General features: G+C 33.1%; 18 protein-coding genes and 1 tRNA gene. 10 read left to right on the forward strand and 9 right to left on the reverse strand.

The genetic code is table 11. The features are described 5' to 3' along the window. The first annotated feature begins 19 nt into the window (after positions 1 to 19). The 3 genes from AAFN75_RS01800 to AAFN75_RS01810 are packed head-to-tail and all read left to right on the forward strand — an operon-like array spanning position 20 to position 3771. Positions 20 to 1159 (forward strand): Gfo/Idh/MocA family protein, encoded by a 1140-nt coding sequence (locus AAFN75_RS01800; protein ID WP_411807974.1) that lies wholly within the window; start codon positions 20 to 22, stop codon positions 1157 to 1159. A 12-nt stretch (positions 1160 to 1171) separates the two neighbouring features. Then, positions 1172 to 2917 carry a sodium:solute symporter family transporter gene (locus AAFN75_RS01805; RefSeq protein WP_411807975.1) on the forward strand — a complete coding sequence of 582 codons (1746 nt, stop codon included), beginning with the start codon at positions 1172 to 1174 and terminating at the stop codon, positions 2915 to 2917. A gap of 26 nt (positions 2918 to 2943) precedes the next feature. Further along, a complete protein-coding gene (locus AAFN75_RS01810; protein ID WP_411807976.1) occupies positions 2944 to 3771 on the forward strand; it encodes a hypothetical protein in 828 nt (275 codons plus the stop codon). A gap of 85 nt (positions 3772 to 3856) precedes the next feature. Here AAFN75_RS01810 and AAFN75_RS01815 read toward each other — a convergent pair whose 3' ends face one another. From AAFN75_RS01815 to AAFN75_RS01840, 6 genes are all read right to left on the reverse strand, one after another. Beyond that, positions 3857 to 4612: a LytR/AlgR family response regulator transcription factor gene (locus AAFN75_RS01815; protein WP_411807977.1), complete on the reverse strand. Its 756-nt coding sequence runs from the start codon at positions 4610 to 4612 to the stop codon at positions 3857 to 3859. Between the two features lie 274 nt (positions 4613 to 4886). Beyond that, positions 4887 to 5255, reverse strand: coding sequence for a 2TM domain-containing protein (locus AAFN75_RS01820; RefSeq protein WP_411807978.1), 369 nt, complete (start codon positions 5253 to 5255; stop codon positions 4887 to 4889). Next, the gene (locus tag AAFN75_RS01825; protein WP_411807979.1) at positions 5246 to 5548 is read right to left on the reverse strand and encodes a 2TM domain-containing protein; all 303 of its coding nucleotides are present in this window, start codon (positions 5546 to 5548) and stop codon (positions 5246 to 5248) included. Before AAFN75_RS01825 ends, AAFN75_RS01820 begins: the two co-directional genes overlap by 10 nt. 12 nt (positions 5549 to 5560) lie before the next feature. Next, positions 5561 to 6901 carry a 2TM domain-containing protein gene (locus tag AAFN75_RS01830; protein WP_411807981.1) on the reverse strand — a complete coding sequence of 447 codons (1341 nt, stop codon included), beginning with the start codon at positions 6899 to 6901 and terminating at the stop codon, positions 5561 to 5563. Between the two features lie 22 nt (positions 6902 to 6923). Next, entirely contained in the window at positions 6924 to 7547 is a 624-nt protein-coding gene (locus tag AAFN75_RS01835) for a hypothetical protein (RefSeq protein WP_411807982.1), read from the reverse strand. A gap of 186 nt (positions 7548 to 7733) precedes the next feature. Beyond that, positions 7734 to 8468, reverse strand: a complete 735-nt coding sequence (locus AAFN75_RS01840) for an energy transducer TonB (RefSeq protein ID WP_144116519.1) — start codon at positions 8466 to 8468, stop codon at positions 7734 to 7736. A 272-nt stretch (positions 8469 to 8740) separates the two neighbouring features. Between AAFN75_RS01840 and AAFN75_RS01845 the strand changes: the two genes are divergently transcribed. Continuing rightward, positions 8741 to 9250, forward strand: coding sequence for a DUF3124 domain-containing protein (locus AAFN75_RS01845; RefSeq protein WP_411807983.1), 510 nt, complete (start codon positions 8741 to 8743; stop codon positions 9248 to 9250). Between the two features lie 186 nt (positions 9251 to 9436). Here AAFN75_RS01845 and AAFN75_RS01850 read toward each other — a convergent pair whose 3' ends face one another. Then, entirely contained in the window at positions 9437 to 9781 is a 345-nt protein-coding gene (locus AAFN75_RS01850) for a DUF983 domain-containing protein (protein ID WP_411807984.1), read from the reverse strand. Between the two features lie 92 nt (positions 9782 to 9873). Here AAFN75_RS01850 and AAFN75_RS01855 point away from each other — a divergent pair, with 92 nt between their 5' ends. Then, the gene (locus AAFN75_RS01855) at positions 9874 to 10746 is read left to right on the forward strand and encodes a helix-turn-helix domain-containing protein (protein ID WP_411807985.1); all 873 of its coding nucleotides are present in this window, start codon (positions 9874 to 9876) and stop codon (positions 10744 to 10746) included. 419 nt (positions 10747 to 11165) lie between these two features. Here the strand turns inward: AAFN75_RS01855 and AAFN75_RS01860 are convergent, their stop codons facing one another. Together AAFN75_RS01860 and AAFN75_RS01865 are read right to left on the reverse strand one after the other, a co-directional pair. Further along, positions 11166 to 13319: a TonB-dependent receptor gene (locus tag AAFN75_RS01860; protein WP_411807986.1), complete on the reverse strand. Its 2154-nt coding sequence runs from the start codon at positions 13317 to 13319 to the stop codon at positions 11166 to 11168. Positions 13320 to 13597: 278 nt separating this feature from the next. Then, positions 13598 to 13674 (reverse strand) — tRNA-Arg (locus tag AAFN75_RS01865). Positions 13675 to 13839: 165 nt separating this feature from the next. On the opposite strand from AAFN75_RS01865, the gene AAFN75_RS01870 reads away from it, so the two are divergent. The 5 genes from AAFN75_RS01870 (at position 13840) to AAFN75_RS01890 (ending at position 18089) form a co-directional block, all read left to right on the forward strand. Next, on the forward strand, positions 13840 to 14844 hold the full coding sequence (locus AAFN75_RS01870) for a DUF3365 domain-containing protein (RefSeq protein WP_411807987.1): 1005 nt from the start codon (positions 13840 to 13842) through the stop codon (positions 14842 to 14844). A 12-nt stretch (positions 14845 to 14856) separates the two neighbouring features. Next, positions 14857 to 15093: a thioredoxin gene (gene trxA / locus AAFN75_RS01875; protein ID WP_411807988.1), complete on the forward strand. Its 237-nt coding sequence runs from the start codon at positions 14857 to 14859 to the stop codon at positions 15091 to 15093. A 172-nt stretch (positions 15094 to 15265) separates the two neighbouring features. After that, positions 15266 to 15436, forward strand: coding sequence for a hypothetical protein (locus AAFN75_RS01880; RefSeq protein WP_411807989.1), 171 nt, complete (start codon positions 15266 to 15268; stop codon positions 15434 to 15436). A 482-nt stretch (positions 15437 to 15918) separates the two neighbouring features. Beyond that, on the forward strand, positions 15919 to 16644 hold the full coding sequence (locus AAFN75_RS01885) for a peroxiredoxin (RefSeq protein WP_411807990.1): 726 nt from the start codon (positions 15919 to 15921) through the stop codon (positions 16642 to 16644). Between the two features lie 113 nt (positions 16645 to 16757). Continuing rightward, positions 16758 to 18089, forward strand: a complete 1332-nt coding sequence (locus AAFN75_RS01890) for a cytochrome ubiquinol oxidase subunit I (RefSeq protein ID WP_411807991.1) — start codon at positions 16758 to 16760, stop codon at positions 18087 to 18089. The last annotated feature ends 2 nt before the right edge of the window (positions 18090 to 18091 follow it).

Genomic DNA, 18091 nt, shown 5'->3' on the forward strand with positions numbered 1-18091 from the left:
CAAATTTTAAATAAAGAACATGGATAGAAAATTAAAAGTTCTAGTTTCTGGAACTGGATTTGCAGGACAAGGGCACGCAGATGCTTTTCGAGCTGTCGGTGCAGAAGTAGTTGGTATTGTTGGTAGAACAGAAAGCGTTGTAATTAAGGTGGCAGAGAAAATGTCTATCCCATATGCAGGTACAGATTGGCAAAAAGCGTTAGAAGATTGTAAACCAGATGTCGTATCCATTGCAACTCCTGGAGGCGCGCATTATGGTCCTATAAAACAAGCCATAGAATTTGGTTGCCATGTGTACAGCGATAAACCATTAACTGACACAGGAGAATCTGCATTGGAGTTATATGAACTAGCTAAAAATAAAAATGTTAAAACAGCATTTGCTTCTAGTTTTCGTTATATGCCTCATATCATTCAAGCAAAACGATTAATAGCAGATGGTGCCATAGGAGAACCTACAGAGGTTGAAAGTATTTCTCATTTCAATCTAGAAAGAGATATTCCTTATGGATGGTCTCATAGAAAAGAAGATGGTGGTGGTCGTTTAAACAACAACTTTACCCATATGATGTCTATTGTAACTTCAGTGATTGGTGAAAAAATCTTATCGATTATAGGAGAAGTTAGAGATGACTTAGGTAAAGCACCAATTGTGGACGGGGTTCACAACTTTAAAACTAGGAGAAATTTTATTCCTAAAGATTTAAATGATCCATCTCTTAAATGGGGTGAAAGTAATGTGGAATGGTCATATACTGTTCTTGCTAAATTGGAAAGTCCAATTGCTAAAAAACCTGTTTCCGTACTTTTTAAGCATGGTGGTCTTAATCCTAGGTTTAATGAGGATCATATTGTATTCTATGGTACAAAAGGAGCCATTTATATAAAAGGCCACTATGGTATGGGACCATTATATTTGTGGCATGAAAACAAAACCTGGCAAGAACAACCCTTACCGCAAGATATAGCAGATGACCAACCTAAGGTATATGGCGACACAGAAAGAAATTGGCATTATTTAGCAAGAGAATTTGTAAAAGATATACAAGGAGAAACAGTAGCTCCTTACCAATCTTTTAAAGATGGTAGTCTTTATCAACAGGTAATAGATTTAATTAGAAAGAATGATAACTGGACAGATATTCGTCATCTACAATAAAAATAAAAAACTATGTTTTACGATTATCTCGTTATTAGTCTTTACTTTATATTAATCCTGGCTATTGGTGTTGTTTTTTCACGAATGGCAAGTAACTCTACAAGTGACTATTTTCGAGGTGGTGGCAGAATGCTTTGGTGGATGGTTGGATCTAGTGCTTTTATGGCACAATTTTCAGCCGTTACTTTCACCGGCGCAGCGGGTAAAGCTTTCATGGATGGTTTTGCTATTAGCGCTGTATATCTTGGTAATACGTTTGCATACTTTTGCGGATGGGCATACTTTGCGCATCGTTTTAGACAAATGCGCGTAGATACACCTACGGAAGGAATAAAAAGACGATTTGGCCCTGAAAATGAATTATTCTTTTCATGCGCTCTAATTGTATTTTCTTTTCTTAATGCTGGTGTTTGGCTAAATGCTTTAGGCGTTTTTACTAGTGCTGTTTTTGACACAGATATAGGTACGACTATTATAGTCATAGGATTAACGGTGCTTTTTGTATCGGTGCTTTCTGGATCTTGGGGCGTTGTAGCGTCAGATTTTGTGCAAACTCTAGTAGTAGCAGTTGTTTCTATAGCTTGTGCTGTTGTTGCTTTAGTAAAAGTTGGTGGGCCAGCTAATTTAGTTAATAATTTTCCAGGAGGGTTTCTTATTGGTCCCAATATGAATTATCCTTTAATTTTGTTTGGAACCTTTATTTTCTTTTTACCGAAACAGATTATAACGATGATGAACCTGCACGATTCCTTTAGGTTTCTTAATGCAAAAGATTCATTTAACGCTCGTAAAGCTGCTTTGCTAGCTATGATATTAATGGGGTTAGGATCTATTATATGGTTTATTCCGCCCTGGGCAGCTGCTAGCTTAATGCCAGATGCAGTTGAAGGTTATACGCAACTTGGAAGCAAAGCTGTAGATGCTGTATATTTTGAATTCGCACGTAATTTAATGCCTGTTGGCACTGCAGGGTTACTAATGGCAGGGCTTTTTGCTGCAACCATGTCTTCTATGGATTCGGCATTAAATAAAAACGCAGGTATTTTTGTTCGAAGTCTTTACCAACCTTTTCTTGCCAAAAGGAATAAACAAACAACAGATAAGAAATTATTGAATATAAGTAGATTGGTTAGTACCATTACGGGTATCGGAGTAATTATCGCTGCTTGGTATTTTGCAACATTAAAAGAGCTTAGTTTGTTTGAGCTAATGATGTCGGTTTCCACCATGATTCAAGTACCAATGATGGTACCCTTATTATTTGGGATTTTCATTAAGAGAACACCAAAATGGGCACCTTGGGTTACTATTGTAATAGGATTCTTTGTTTCATGGTCTGTAGTTAATATCTGTACTCCAGAGGTTTTTGTATCGATGTTTGGTATAGAATCACTTACTAATAGAGAGATTATTGATATGAACATAATTTTAACTGTTGCTGGTCATGTGTTTATAACAGGAGGGTTTTTCTGCGCTACCTCGCTTTTTTATAACGAAGAGAGAGACACAAATAAAGAAGAGACCGATCGCTTTTTTGAAGATTTAAAAACACCTTATATTGCAGACGATCAGCAAGACAATGTAGATCGCCAACAAAGGAATAAATTAGGCGGCATGGTTTACGTTATGAGTGGAGGTATATTATTAATGGCAATTATTCCAAATCCACTTTGGGGTAGACTAATGTTTGTTATTTGTGCTTTAATCATATTTAGTGTTGGTTATATGTTGAAGCGAAGTACAAAAAACAAAACGTAATACCTCTAATTAAAAATAGCTTGTATATGTATATCATAAGATTAACATCTTTTTTTTTATTCCTATTATTTTTAGGTTCTTGTACCGATGATATAGTAGTTCTTACCAATGGTATAGATGAATCTGCAGGAGGAGGCTCTGCATATATAATTACAACAAATGCTGCAACGTACTATTTAGAAAAAGAAGGCGGAGGTCTATCAAGTATGTTGGATAAGGATGGTGTAGATTGGATTGCTTTTCATAAAGAAAAAGGATCTGCTCATAAAGGAGAATACAGAGGCTTTCCAAACGCTATTCATAAACAAGACGGGAGTTATTTTCATGCCATGAATGCTGGTACAACCCCTTCAACCTCAGAAGTAGAAATAGTTACGGATGAACATGTTCGAATAACTTTTACTTCGGATAATAAACAATGGGAGGGACAATGGGATTTTTTCAACGATCGCTGTGACTTTACCATGCGAAAAGTTAGTCCGGGCTATAATTATTGGGTACTATACGAAGGAGTACCAGGAGGAGAAATGGATACCTCAGATTTTTGGTTTGCGTCTTCTGACACAAAACAGCATGCTATTGAAGAACCTTTTCAAGGCGATCTACCAGCTCCAGAATGGATGGCTTTTGGAGATCAAAAATCACCACGTGTTTTATACATGTTACATCATAAAAATGATGAATTATCAGACAATTACGTAGGCAGAAATGATATGACGGTATTTGGTTTTGGAAGGAAAAACGGGAAAAAAACAACCAAACATTTAAATTCAGTACAAACATTTTCTATAGGTTTTATAGAATCGAAAGATTATAATGAAGTCGAAGAGACTGTAAAAAAAATACTTCAATAATTTCCTCCAAATTCAAAACACTCCTTCAATAATTGCTAATACTATATTTAACAAGTAATAAAGAGTAAATTTATTCGAATCCCCCCTACTCCAACCAGTTTTTAAAATCCTTTACCCGCTCTCTTGCCACAATAACATTTTGCTCGTTATACGAGTTTAATTTTATTTGCAAACGCGAATTGGTATAACTCACCATATCTTTTATGGCATTAATGTTTACAAAAAACTTACGGTTAATACGGAAAAAGGTATTGGGTTCTAACTCCTTTTCTAGATTATCTAAGGTGGTATCTAAAAGATAGTTTCTACCCTCTGTGGTGTGTACATAGGTACCTTTGTTTTCGCTATAAAAGCATTCTATTTCATCTATATTTATAAGTTTTAGGTGCTGCCCTACTTTAACCGAAAATCGTTTTTTGTACTCACGATCTAAAGGGTTTATTAATAGTTTTTTAATATCGTTAAAATCGAGTGTTACGGCTTGCTTTTGTGGTGCGCGTTCTTTGTATTTTTTTACTGCGGTTGCTAAATCGTCGTCATCAATAGGTTTTAGCAAATAGTCGATACTGTTTAGTTTGAAGGCTTGTAATGCGTACTCATCGTAAGCGGTGGTAAAAATGATTGCTGATTTTATTTCGATAGCTTCGAAAATCTCAAAAGATAAGCCATCGCTTAATTGAATGTCTAGAAAAATTAAATCGGGATGCGGGTTGTTTTGAAACCAATTTATGGACTCTTCGACGGAGTGCAGCATTACTTGAGCTTCTAGATCTAGGCTTTGAAGCATACGTTGTAAGCGTCTTGCTGATGGTTTTTCGTCTTCTATAATGATTACATTCATGGATTTCTTTTTTTTAATTTCTTTAATTTTGTTCTTAAAAAAGAACTTTTTATTGTTATTTAGTTACTAAACCGTGCTAAGGATTGAGGCATTTATTGAAAGTCTTTTTTGTGTTGTTGCAAAGATGCAACACAAAAAAGCGACTGCCGAAATGTTTACATTCATGAGTTCAGTAATTTATAATATAAACCAACAAACTAAAGCCCGCTCCTTGTGGCAGCGCCGAACTTCTCGAGACATTCCAGAATAAATTCTAGACACTATAAGCACCATTTTATTTCCATTGTTTTTTATCCTTTTCCATATACTGTTTAATCTTTTTCTCTTCCCAGGCTTTACTAAATATTGGGTTTTTAGCAAATACGCCTATGGCATGAAAAACGATACCAATACCCCAGAAAAAAGCGGTTGAAAAGGTACCAAATTGCCAGAATTGGTCACTGCTTGAGTTTATGGCTATCATGCCTATTAAAAAAATATTAACTACTATGTACCAGAACGCGTGCCAGTAAAAACCTTTTAGGGCTTTTACACGTTTTTTGGCTCGAATATAGGCTTGCTCTTTATCGTGATTGTTTTTAGTGAATGGTTTTATATTAGCGTTTTGCATGGCGTTGTGTATTATTGGAGTTGTTATTCCCATTTGTTTTCTTCTTTTCGCATAATCTCTTCTATTTTGCGTGCTTCCCATTTTGAGCCTAAAGCATCTTTAAACACAAAAACTCGAAGTGCATGAATGGCTACCGCTATACCCCAAATGATTATGGAATACCAAAACCATTTATAATCCCAATAGGTTTTGTAATTTATAAAAATGGTAAACGGTGTAAATAAAATATAGGCAACAAGATGCTGGTAAAAACCTTTTATGTTTTGGATGTGTTGGCGCGCCTGCTCTTGCTTTTTATTGATTTCGTACTCTGATTTGTTTTGCATGACTACTGTGTTTTAATCCCAATCGTTTTTATCTTTTTGCATATACTCTTCCATTTTGCGCTTTTCCCAGTTTCGGCCAAATGCACCGTCGTTTATAAATACTCTAAAGGCTTGTATGGCTAAGCCTATACCCCAACCAAACATTGGGAACCAAAACCATTGGAAACCCCAATAGGTTCGGTAATTTATAAAGATTAAAAAGGGAATAACTAAGCAGTAAGATATTAGGCTGTAATAGAAGCCTTTTAGCTCGTCGACGTGATTTAATGCACGCATATAACTATCGTCTAATTTTGATGTGGATGGTTCGTTTCTCATTACTGATATTTGTTTAGTAAGCATAGGTATTGACACTGCAAAACGGTTTGCTTCTTTATATATATTTACTTGTTTGTTGGTTAATAAACCGTAGCGTTGCATAATATTGCTTAAGCCTACACCGCTACTCTTTTTTACTATTTGCTTGGGTTGTAAGTTGTTTTCGACTATTAAATTACCCGCGTCTTCGTAAATTCTAATTTGCAATGGCTTACTAGAGGTAACTGTATTGTGTTTAACTGCATTTTCTAGTAGTAATTGTAACGATAATGGCACTACTTTGCTTTCTGGGTTTGATGCGTTTTCGGGCATGGTAAAAACAATACTATCTTCGAAACGCATTTTAAGTAGCGACATGTAGGTTTTGGCGAATTTTAACTCCTCGTCTACCGTTACCAGTTCTTTGTTTTTTTGCTCTAAAACATAGCGATACACTTTGGATAGGGATGTTGTAAACTTTTGAGCATTTACAGGATTCTCTTCAATTAAACTGGTTAAAACATTTAAACTATTGAATAGAAAATGCGGATCTAATTGGTTTTTTAAAGCATCGAACTTAGCGCTTGCTGTTCCTGCAATTACTTTTTGCTCTTTTATTTTGTTTTGCTGGTACTTATTATAAAAATAAACAACATGAAAAATAATAACAATGGTTAGGGTGATCCATAACCCAAATTGATAAAACCTAAAGTGCTCGTTGGCTAGAAACTCTGAAAACGAAATACCATCGTAAATTACAGCGGTTGATGCTCTTAAAGCAAACAGGCCAATTAATGTTATAACAGTAGAACCAATAATGCCAATAATAACCCGCTTTATAGTATCGCTTTTTTTCCAGTGGCGACGTTCCATATAATCGAAAAAAAACATATTGGAATAGCCTAATACAAAGGAATACAATTGATAAAAGCTAAAGTTGACTAAAAACTCTGTTACCGTTTTAAAATTAAAACCACCCGATATTAGATTGCCAATAGCAAAAATGATACAGCCAATTACAACTGTAATAATGATATTTTTATTTGATTTTATCATAATGGTTTTTATCTAATCGGTTTTATTTCTCGCAATCATCTAACAACATTTTTGCTCTATCTGCTCCCCAATTTGGGTGATATGTTGTTTCTGGTTTAAAGTTAACAAAAAGTTCTGTGGCGTGCTTTAAATCTTTACAAAATGGCGTTGTATCTTGACCAAAATACTTTGCTCCGCCCATATCCCACTCTGCTTTACAATATACTGCACGTGGATTTCTAGGATCCAATAGTTTTGCTTTGGTATACAACTCTACAACTTTTCCTGATAGGGTCATACCATAAGTTGCCCCATCGAATGTAACCCATACCGTGTGTAATAAGGCTTGAAGCACCAAAATTTCTGGATTATCCTTTGAAATTGCGGTAGCATCATTAATTAAATTTTGAGCTTTTTTAAGTTTCGCAGTAAGGACATCTTCATTTTTTTCGCCAAAACTATACAGGATATTAATTTGAGCCGCATAGTATGGCGGTAACCAATTATCTGGTTCTGCGTGTGCAATACGCTCAAACAAATTAGAAGCTTCGGCTGGTTGGTTTTGCGCCCATAAATCAAAGGCTTTTTGCATCCCTTTTTCATAGTTTGCTTGTGCAGTACCTAATCCAGAAATTAGTAGTGCTGCGATAATAATTAAATGTTTCATGATTGATTGTTTTAAATTGATGAAACAAATATCCAACAGAACTAAAGGTTTTAAAAAACCAACTTACCGAATTGTAATTTTTTAATACTGAATTGTAAAATAAACTAACAAACAACCAAAAGAGGCTGCTTGATATGTTATCAAACAACCTCTTTCACATTGAAATAGTCACAAATTTAAAAACTACTAACCACCATCATACTTAAAGAAGATAGGTACAGCGTATGCTACTTTTACAGGTTTACCACGTTGTTTACCAGGTTGCATTTTTGGTAATTTACCTATAATACGTTCTGCTTCTTTTTGTAATATTTGATCTGGACCTCTAGAGCGAATTCCGGTTATGTATCCCGTTTTATCTATTACAAATATTACAGAAACCCGACCTTGAATACCTAAATCTAAAGCAGCTTGTGGGTAATTAAAATTACTAGTTACATGCGCTAACATCTTTTTTTGAAAACAGTCTTTAGTTGCTTGTTTAGATAAGCCCTCGCAACCAGGAAATACTGGTACATCTTCTATAACAGCGAAAGCTACTTGAACGTCCTCTTCTATTTCATCGACAACCACATCTCCAACAGATACAATACGCTCTTCAATAGCATCAGATTGATCAATTTCTGAACTTTCAATTATAGTTTCTTCAATTTCAACAGTATCATCTACAATTTCAACCGATTCGCTAATAGCCGCAGGTGGCGGTGGTGGCGGTGGCGGTGGCGTACTCATGGCAATAATAGGAATTTCTTCTTCTACTACATCTTCCATTTCTACAACATCGATATTAGACTCTACTTTATCATAAGTTCTATATTCTATAGCCTGCCAAGATAAAAACAACATTAAATTTAGTCCGATAGCAAAATAAATACTACTATTTCGTCCTATGTCTAGGTTTGGATTTTTTTTAACTTCCATAACATTTAGTTTTAATAGATGGCTAATACTTAATTAAGTCATCTCAATTTCAATACCCTAAAATTATTGTATCTTCAATTAATCAACTATGATATTTGTCATATCTTAAAATTGACACCCCTTTTAATTTAATATGACAAACATTATTGATTTTAAAGTTTAACGTCCTTTAAAATATGAGTTAAAAAAGTAATTTCATGCCGCATGCATAAACGTTTCTAGGCAGGGTGTGTTATATTTGTAATACAGCATTTGAATAAAATCGCATTAAAATGAAACTAAAATATTTTTCGCTCGCTCTATTCTTTATTATTTTAAGTTGTAATGAAACGAAAGAAGTTAGTTCGCTTCATCATGAAAATTGGTCGAAACGTAAGGCAAACATAAAGGCTACAGATTCTCTAGAATTTGGTAAATCGTACTTATCTATATATTCTCAAATTTATAGTGTGTCTGAGCATGCTACGCATAATTTAACTGTTATGGTAAGCTTAAGAAACACGAGCGATTTAGACACCATATACCTTTTAAAGGCTAATTACTACGATTCTCATGGAGCACCTGTAAAAACATATTTTAAAGATCCTATTTATTTAGGACCTATGGAAACCACCGAAATTATAATTGGTGAAACCGATGTTGCTGGTGGCACAGGATCTAATTTTATTTTTGAATGGAAAGTACCGAAAGGCTGTCCAGAACCTTTATTTGAAGGTGTTATGAATTCTACTAAAGGACAACAAGGTTTATCGTTTACTACACAGGCTATACGGACACAATAATTAACTATAAAACTATAAATTAGTTTTTTTAAAGCTTTCTGAACTTTTTTCGCTTTTTTAGATTAGCCGGAGTGTGACTATTTCGGGGTTAATTTAATTTATAGCTTGACTTTGTATTAATTTTCAGCTAACTTCGTTTAACGTAGGTTGTTCATATACTGCCAAAAATTAACTACAAACCTTATCTTAATAAAACATATATATCCAAATTGACCTTGATAATTTAAAATTGATAGTACTTAAAAGAAATGCTATCACACCAATAATGGCGAAAACTCTTAAAGGCGACAAATCAATAAAACACCAAAAAATTACAAGACTTGTTATCATTTGCGCCGCAGCAAGTGCATAACTCACAAACATAGCCCCGAAAAAGAAACCAGTTTCTCTTTCAAATTTATAATTACACTCTGGACATCTATCGTTCATTTTAGGGATATTCAATAATAATATGTTCCCTCCATTCATAAAAATCTTTCCTTTTTTACAATTCGGACACTTACATTTCAATGCATCAGCAACTTTACTCATCACAAAATATTTTATACTACAAAATTAAGACTGTAAATAATTTTTAGTCTTATAAAATATTCGCCATTTTTTGTACTTTTAGGACATATACTATGAAAACACCAGTTCTAAATATTAATCAATTTAAAGAATCCGCACCACTCAACGATGTGTATATAAATTCTTTTTCGAATCACATACAGCGTAATAAGCATATAATTAACAAACCACATAGTCATAATTTCTATCTATGTGTACTATTTACTGAAGGCACAGGTACGCACGAAATTGATTTTAATTCTTATAGTATAACCCCTGGCAAGGTGTTTTTTTTAAAACCAGGACAAACACATTTTTGGAAATTTGAAACACAGCCTCAAGGATTTATCTTCTTTCATTCTCAAGAATTTTATGAATTAAAGTTTTTAGAACATAAGCTCCATTCATTTCCTTTTTTTTATTCCAATCAGAATCCTCCTGTTTTAGAATTAGCTCCAAAAAAGCTTCATAAATTAAATCTTAAGTTTCAGGAAGTTTATACTGAATATTTACAAACCAATCTTTTAAGAGAATTAAAAATAGTAAATTCACTAAACAACATTTATATAGAATTAACAAGGGCATATACAGTTGATATCAATTTTGAAAAGCTCAATTCTCCACACTATTCTAATATACTTGAAGCTTTAGAGAATTTAATAAACGCCTATTTTTATAGTCAAAAATTCCCTAAATTTTATGCTGATAAATTAAATATAACCACCAAACATCTAAATAGAGTTGTAAACAAAACACTAAATAAAACGACAAGCCAATTAATTTCTGAAAGGATAATTCTAGAGGCAAAAAGATTGATTGTACATTCTCAAGACAATTTGGCCAATATCGCATATACACTTGAATTCTCGGACTATGCCTATTTTTCAAGGTTTTTCAAATTAAAAACAGGTATGACGCCTTTGGATTTTCGGAAAAAGTATTTTTGAAGAAATTTTAACTTCAACGTATATATTAACCTTAATTCTCTCTTTTGTTCTTTCTGATTAATACTTAAATTTAGTGAATTACAAACTTAAGCAGTATATAATTTATTGCTAGTTCTAGCCAACTTACCAAAATCCTCTTGGATTTTCTATTCGATTTTATTAGCTAAATTACGTGCTTAGCCACGCAACAAACCATATACAAACACGGTAAACGAACTTCCCCAAAAAGGAAACCCCATATAGTTAAAAACATTAGCTGTCAAACAAACCAGCGTTAGGGATTGCAGCGGCATCCTTTTTTTAAAACAGCAAATTAAACTTTAATTAGAACTTTTAACTAACGGATAGCCATGTGGCTCACTACTCGCGATGCCGTTAAAAAAAGATATAGCGGAAAGCCCGACCCTTGCGGTAACGCCCTATAAATTATCTAACTGATTGCTCTTTTTATCGTCACTTATGGTCCAAAAGAAGCCTACAAAAAAGAATTGATCGGTTGCTGGTTGTAAAGCACGCCTATTAAAAGTCCCATTTAAATTTGGTGCATTGGCGTATTGATAACCGTTAATATTTTTAAATCCTAACACATTATTTACAGAGGCATAGAGTATTTTTTGTGGACTAATTAAATAGGCCCAATTTAAGCTCAAGCTGTTAAATGGTTTTGTTTTACTGTTTAAAAAACCTATATTATTAGGATTAGTATACGTTCTGCCAGAAGCAAAACTATAACTTATACCAACTTGACTGCGCAATGAGTCTATCCAATATTTCCCCACAACTGATGCATTATGCGTATTTGCAAAATTAGGTTGTGCTTTTGTTGGATAATTATTGTAATCGCGTTGGGTATCTAAAAGCGAATAACTTAACCAGTAATCGAAGTTTTTAATACTTTTACTATCTCTCCAAAACAAATCTAATCCTGTGGCATAACCACTGCCATTGCTGGTATAATTGCTGTTAAAATTGGTAACCTCGGTATCATACTTAACCAAATTACTATAGTTTTTATAATAGCCTTCGGCTCTAAAAATTTTTCTATCCCCGTTGTATTGATAATTAAAAATATAATGGGACGCATTTTCTGCTTTTAAGTCTGGTTTAAACTTTAAAATATTGCTTGATGGATTTTGATAAAAATTACCATAAGCGAGAGACACTTGACTTCTGCTACTTGTTTTATAAGCAACCGAAACTCTTGGTGCCATAGTAAAGTCTTTAAAAATCGCACTATACTCGCCACGTAACCCGGTTTTAAGCGCTAAATTTTTAGATATAAATATATCGGCTTCGGCAAAAACTGCTGCAATGTTATTATTATATCCATAATTTTCATGCGCTACAGAGGCATTTATATACGTTTCGTTAAATTGAGTTGCAAAATATTCGGTTCCAAAATAAAGTTTCAAACGGTTACTAATTCTGTTTTTAAATTTCATTTTAGCGTGCAAAGACTTTTCATCGTTATTTACCTTACTTTCAATTATATTTAAGTCGTTTTTAGCCTGCGTTAAACTAACACCACTAAAAAAAGACCAAGTATCATTTAATACACCTTGATACGATCCGTTTAGGTAAAAATTATTGTTTTTAAGTTTAAAATAAGCCCCTTCTAGCTCATTAATATCATCTTGAGTCAACTCGAAATTAGTAGCATCAAAAGCGCCATAAATCTTAAACAAGCCTGAGTTTGTTTTTTTTCTAAAAACAGCTTCACCCGATACGGTTTCAAAAGGCTTTATCCAATTATTTCTGCTTTTAAAAATAGCATTATAAGGTGCTAAATTTATGTATGATGCATTAACGCTTAATGAACTATTTTTCCATTTTTGCGTATTACCAAGCGCAGCACCAAGGCTCATAATACCTATATCTGTTTTTTCTTGATCGGGTTCATCTGTAGTATTTAAAAGCAAAACACTTGATAAGGCTTGCCCATATTCGGCGGAATATCCTCCAGTTGAAAACGTAATTCCATCAAACAAAAAAGGCGAATACCTACCTCGTGTTGGCGCATTATTAGTTGTTGGTGAATATGGTGTAAACACACGAATACCATCAATAAAAATTTGAGTTTCGTTAGCATCGCCACCGCGAACAAACAGTCTACCATCCTCGGCAACCGTTGTGGTTCCTGGTAAGGTTTGTAAAGCACCAACAAAATCGCCCAAAGCACTTGCTGTTGTTACTACATCTAGAGGTTTTAATGCATTTACTTTACTATTATCGCCAGCGGAAAATGTACCTGCGGATAACACAACGGCATCTAATGCACTTATATCTTCTCTTAATTTAATAGTGATATCTTTCATAAACGATACATCGCCAACCATAGTAAATGGCTCGCAAGACAAGAATGAAACCACTAAAGTTTGTGTTCCTGTTTCGGAGGTTTTAAATGAAAATGAACCTCCTTCGGCAGACGTACAGCCATCATAAGTGCCTTCTAGATATATATTAGCACCTTCAATAGGCTCTTGCTTTGAATTAAACACTGTTCCGCTTACGGTATTTTGAGCCGCTACTTGAATGCTGATTAGTGCAATTAAGATAATGGTGATTTTTTTCATGATGAATTAAATTTTACTGTTCGCTTTATTGATGTGTTACTGAAATACATATAGCACACCGCAAAAGTGCAATACAAAAGCAATTTCAAAAACTCTTAATTACCGAACTGTAAAATTTGTATGATGAAATGAAGTATTTTATTAAGAACAGTAAAAGTAGGTTAGATTAAAAATGGTAAGCAGAAAGCTTACTTTTTTTTAAAATAAAATTTCAGTTAAATATTTCTAAAAGGAAACATGGGGGAATAAAAAAAGCTTTCAATTTCTTGAAAGCTTTTTGGTGACCTCGACTGGATTCAAACCAGTAACCTCTTGAGCCGTAATCAAGTGCGCTATTCAGTTGCGCCACGAGGCCTTTTTTGTGGGTGCAAATATACATTTTTTTATAAAAACCCACCAAATTTTTTCTTTCTATTTAAATAAAATTTAAAAACTTCTATTATCCATCTTAAAAATAATTAAGTAACCAATGTTACAATCTAATAATACTACATCAATTAACTTTAAACAAAAATAAAAAATGCCTAAATTATTCATTACCCTTCTCCTATTCACCTTTTTTTTAAATTGCAATAATTCAAAAAACAAGTCATATACGGTAAAAGAAAATCAAGAAAATGCTGAGCAACATCCAGGAAAAAAATTGATGGAAACAAATTGTTATGTTTGCCATAGTACAACAGCCAGCGAAGCCAATAGAATTGGGCCTCCAATGATTGCCATTAAAAAGCATTATATCGATAATAATACAACAAAAGAAGCATTTATAAAATCGATGCAAGCTTGGATTAAAAATCCAAATAAAGAAGACGCTAAAATGTATGGTGCAGTAAAACGATTTGGAGTTATGCCAAAACAGGCTTACCCAGAGGAAACCATCAAAAATATTGCGGAATACATGTATGATTTTAAAATTGAACAGCCAGAATGGTTCGAAGATCACTATAAAAAACATAAAAGTCCTGGAAATGGACAAGAAGTAAAAATGGGTAACGGTAATGGCAAACAAAATGAAAAAGTTAAAACTAGTTTTACTAATTTACCTTATGGCGAACGCGGGCAAAAATATGCACTAACAACTAAAGCTGTTTTAGGTAAAAACCTAATGGGAACCATTCAAAAAAAGGGAACATTAGAAGCTTTAGCATTTTGTAATGAACGCGCTTATCCTCTAACCGATAGTATGGCAGTTGTACATAATGCTACTATTAAACGTGTATCAGATAAACCAAGAAACTCTAATAATAAAGCAGACTTAGAAGAACTTGAACACATTAAAACATTTAAGCAAGTTATTGCCAATAACGAAGAGCCGAAACCAATTGTAAAGGAAGCAAACAATAAAGTAAATGTTTATTATCCAATTACCACAAATACTATGTGTCTTCAATGCCATGGCAAACCAAACGAAACTTTGAAACCTTCTACATTAAAAACAATAAGGAACTTATACCCCAAAGATAAGGCTATAGGGTATGACGTGAATGAGGTAAGAGGTATTTGGAGTATTACTTTCGATAAATAAAATATATTAGGTATGAGCAAATTTTCAGAATTATTAAATAAAAACGAACCCGTTTTGGTAGACTTTTTTGCAGATTGGTGTGGCCCTTGTAAAATGTTAAGTCCAATTTTAAAACAGGTTAAGAATTCCTTAGGCGAACAGGTTTCTATTATAAAAATAGATGTGGATAAAAATCAGGCTTTGGCAGCCAAGTACCAAGTTAAAGGAGTACCAACATTGTTATTATTTAAAAACGGAAAACAAGTTTGATGACAATCTGGAGTCGTTCAAAAAGATGACATCATACAAGTAATTACCTCTGTTTAAAAATATCATTTTTTGCAACCCTAACTTTAGTTTTTTTTATTTTACTGACAATTGTCATCTTTCTAACAACTAATTGTTCTTAATTTTATACTCACATAGTTAAATGATAACAAATATGATTAATACATTAATAGCATTATATAGTTGGACAAACGGCGTAGTAATTATTGGAGTTTTCGCATTGGTTTGTATTACATTGGTTGGAATACTCATAAACTTTATGCTAAAAGGAAAAGGTAAAGATGATCCTAATAATCTTAACAAAGACAATAATACAGATTACTAAGTAAAGCTAATTATATATTTGAAAGAAGGGTGGTTTATAATTAACCATCCTTTTTTTATACTTTAAATTAAATGCTTTGTTTTTATCATTACTATTTTTTATTCATAAAAGCCTATTATACTAGATTATTTAAAGCGATATTTTGGCTATAAATATCATGTTAGTTTCTAAAACAAATCGATTCAATTTATGCTTTATTCTTTTATAAGACCGCAAACGACTGATTTTCTTTTTTTCATTTGTTTAATATATCAAAACAACATTACCATATCTTAATTCTATAGTCATTATAGTATTAAGCCCTAATTTTTAATTCTTCTCTCAGTTACTAAATTGACTTTTAGCATTTGTTTCTACCTATTATCATTTAGGGGTTTAATCAAAATTTGTAATAAAAGAATCTTGTTATGGTAACTTAGATTACATAGTTAAATTCTATTATAAACTATATTTGTTATAAATTAATTAAATACCTAAAAATTATGAATACTACAGAAACAACAAAAGAAGAGCAATCATTTGCAATGCCAAGAATTGGTGATAAAGCACCAGAATTTAAAGCGGTAACAACACAAGGAGATATTAATTACCCTTCAGACTATAAGGGAAAATGGTCTATATTATTTAGTCATCCTGCAGATTTTACACCTGTTTGTACATCTGAGTTTATGACTTTTGCGCATTTAGAAGAAAAGTTCGAAAAAGCAAACTGTAGCCTTATTGGTTTATCTATTGATGGTCTTTACAGCCATATTGCTTGGTTAAGAACTATTAAGGACAAGATTGAGTTTAAAGGCATGAAAAACATAGAGGTTAAGTTTCCTCTAATTGAAGATATTTCTATGGACGTTGCCAAAAAATATGGCATGATTCAGCCAGGTGAAAGCAAAACACAAGCCGTTAGAGCGGTCTTTTTTGTTGATCCAAACGAAACAGTTAGAGCTATCATTTATTATCCTTTAAGCTTAGGACGTAATTTCGATGAGTTATATAGAGCTTTAATAGCAATGCAAACCTCAGATAAATTTAATGTAGCCACTCCAGCAGATTGGAATCCTGGTGATGATGTTATTGTATCTCCTGCAGGATCTTGTGGTGTTGCTGAAGAACGTATGTCATCTACCGAAGGTTTAGACTGTAAGGATTGGTTTTTCTGTACTAAAAAATTGGATAAAAATTTAGTTTTAGATACTATATTAAAAAAATAATTAACCCTTTTTTAAGTTTTCATAAAAAGCCTCTAATTAGAGGTTTTTTTTGTAATTAAAGTTACATAGTTTTAAAGCTCTATGTCGTATTTTTATGGTCTAAAAATCAATATATGGAAGACATGCTCTTTTACGATAGATTGCAATTTGCATTTACTATCACATTTCATTATATATTTCCGCAATTAACCATGGGATTATCTTTATTGATAGCCTTTCTTAAAGGTAAATATTTACTCTCTAAAATTGAAAAATATAATAATGCTGCAAAATTTTTAATGAAAATTTTTGCTGTTAATTTCACCATGGGTGTTGTAACAGGTATTCCAATGGAATTTCAATTTGGCACCAATTGGGCAAAGTTTTCAGAATTAACAGGTAGTATTATAGGTCAGACTTTAGCCATGGAAGGGATGTTCTCTTTCTTTTTAGAATCTTCTTTTTTAGCCTTATTCATTTTTGGAGAAAAGTTAATGGGACAAAAACTTCATTTCTTAACTGGCTTTTTAGTCTTTTTAGGCTCCTGGGCAAGTGGTTGGTTTATTTTAGCAACAAACGCTTGGATGCAACATCCTGTGGGCTATGAAATATTAGAAAACGGAAAATTTGTTCTTAATAATTTTGGAGATCTTTTTACAAACCCTTGGCTTTTACCTGCATTTTTACATAATCAAATAGCATCAGTAGTAACGTCTTCATTTGTTGTAGCTAGTATAGGCGCTTTTTACGTGCTAAGAAATAAGCAAGTAGAATACGGCAAACTCTTTTTAAAAACAGGCGTAATTTTCGGTTTAGTTTCAAGTATATTAGTTGCTTTCCCAACAGGAGATTGGAATGCTAAAAACGTCGCAGAACATCAACCCGCAGCTTTTGCAGCTATGGAAGGTATTTTTGAAACAGAAGAAGCTGGGTCTGAAATTGTTCTTATTGGGCAACCCAATATGGTCGATAAAAAATTAGACAACAAAATTGCTGTACCCAATATACTTAGCTTTTTAACGCATCAAGACTGGAATAAACAAATTCTAGGAATGGATCAATTTAAAGAAGAAGAGTTGCCAAGTAATATTCCTGCACTTTACTATTCATACCATATAATGGTTGGTTTGGGTACTATTTTTATTGGTGTTATGGCACTAGCTTTATTCTTTTTATGGCGAAAAAAACTATATACTATAAAACCATTACTTTGGACAATTATGTTTTTAGTGCCTTTCCCTTATATAGCTAACCTAACAGGTTGGTATACTGCAGAATTAGGCAGACAACCTTACCTAGTTTACGGTTTATTAAAAACTAGCGATGGTATTTCGCCAACAGTATCTTCAGGGAATACATTATTTACTTTACTTGGTTTTGTTGCTTTGTACATGCTATTAGGCCTATTATTTTTAGTATTAGTCGGTAAAACTATTAATCAAGGTCCAACACCTCAAACACATTAATT

The sequence above is a fragment of the Algibacter sp. AS12 genome, from assembly GCF_046736315.1.
Lineage (GTDB): Bacteria > Bacteroidota > Bacteroidia > Flavobacteriales > Flavobacteriaceae > Algibacter_B > Algibacter_B amylolyticus.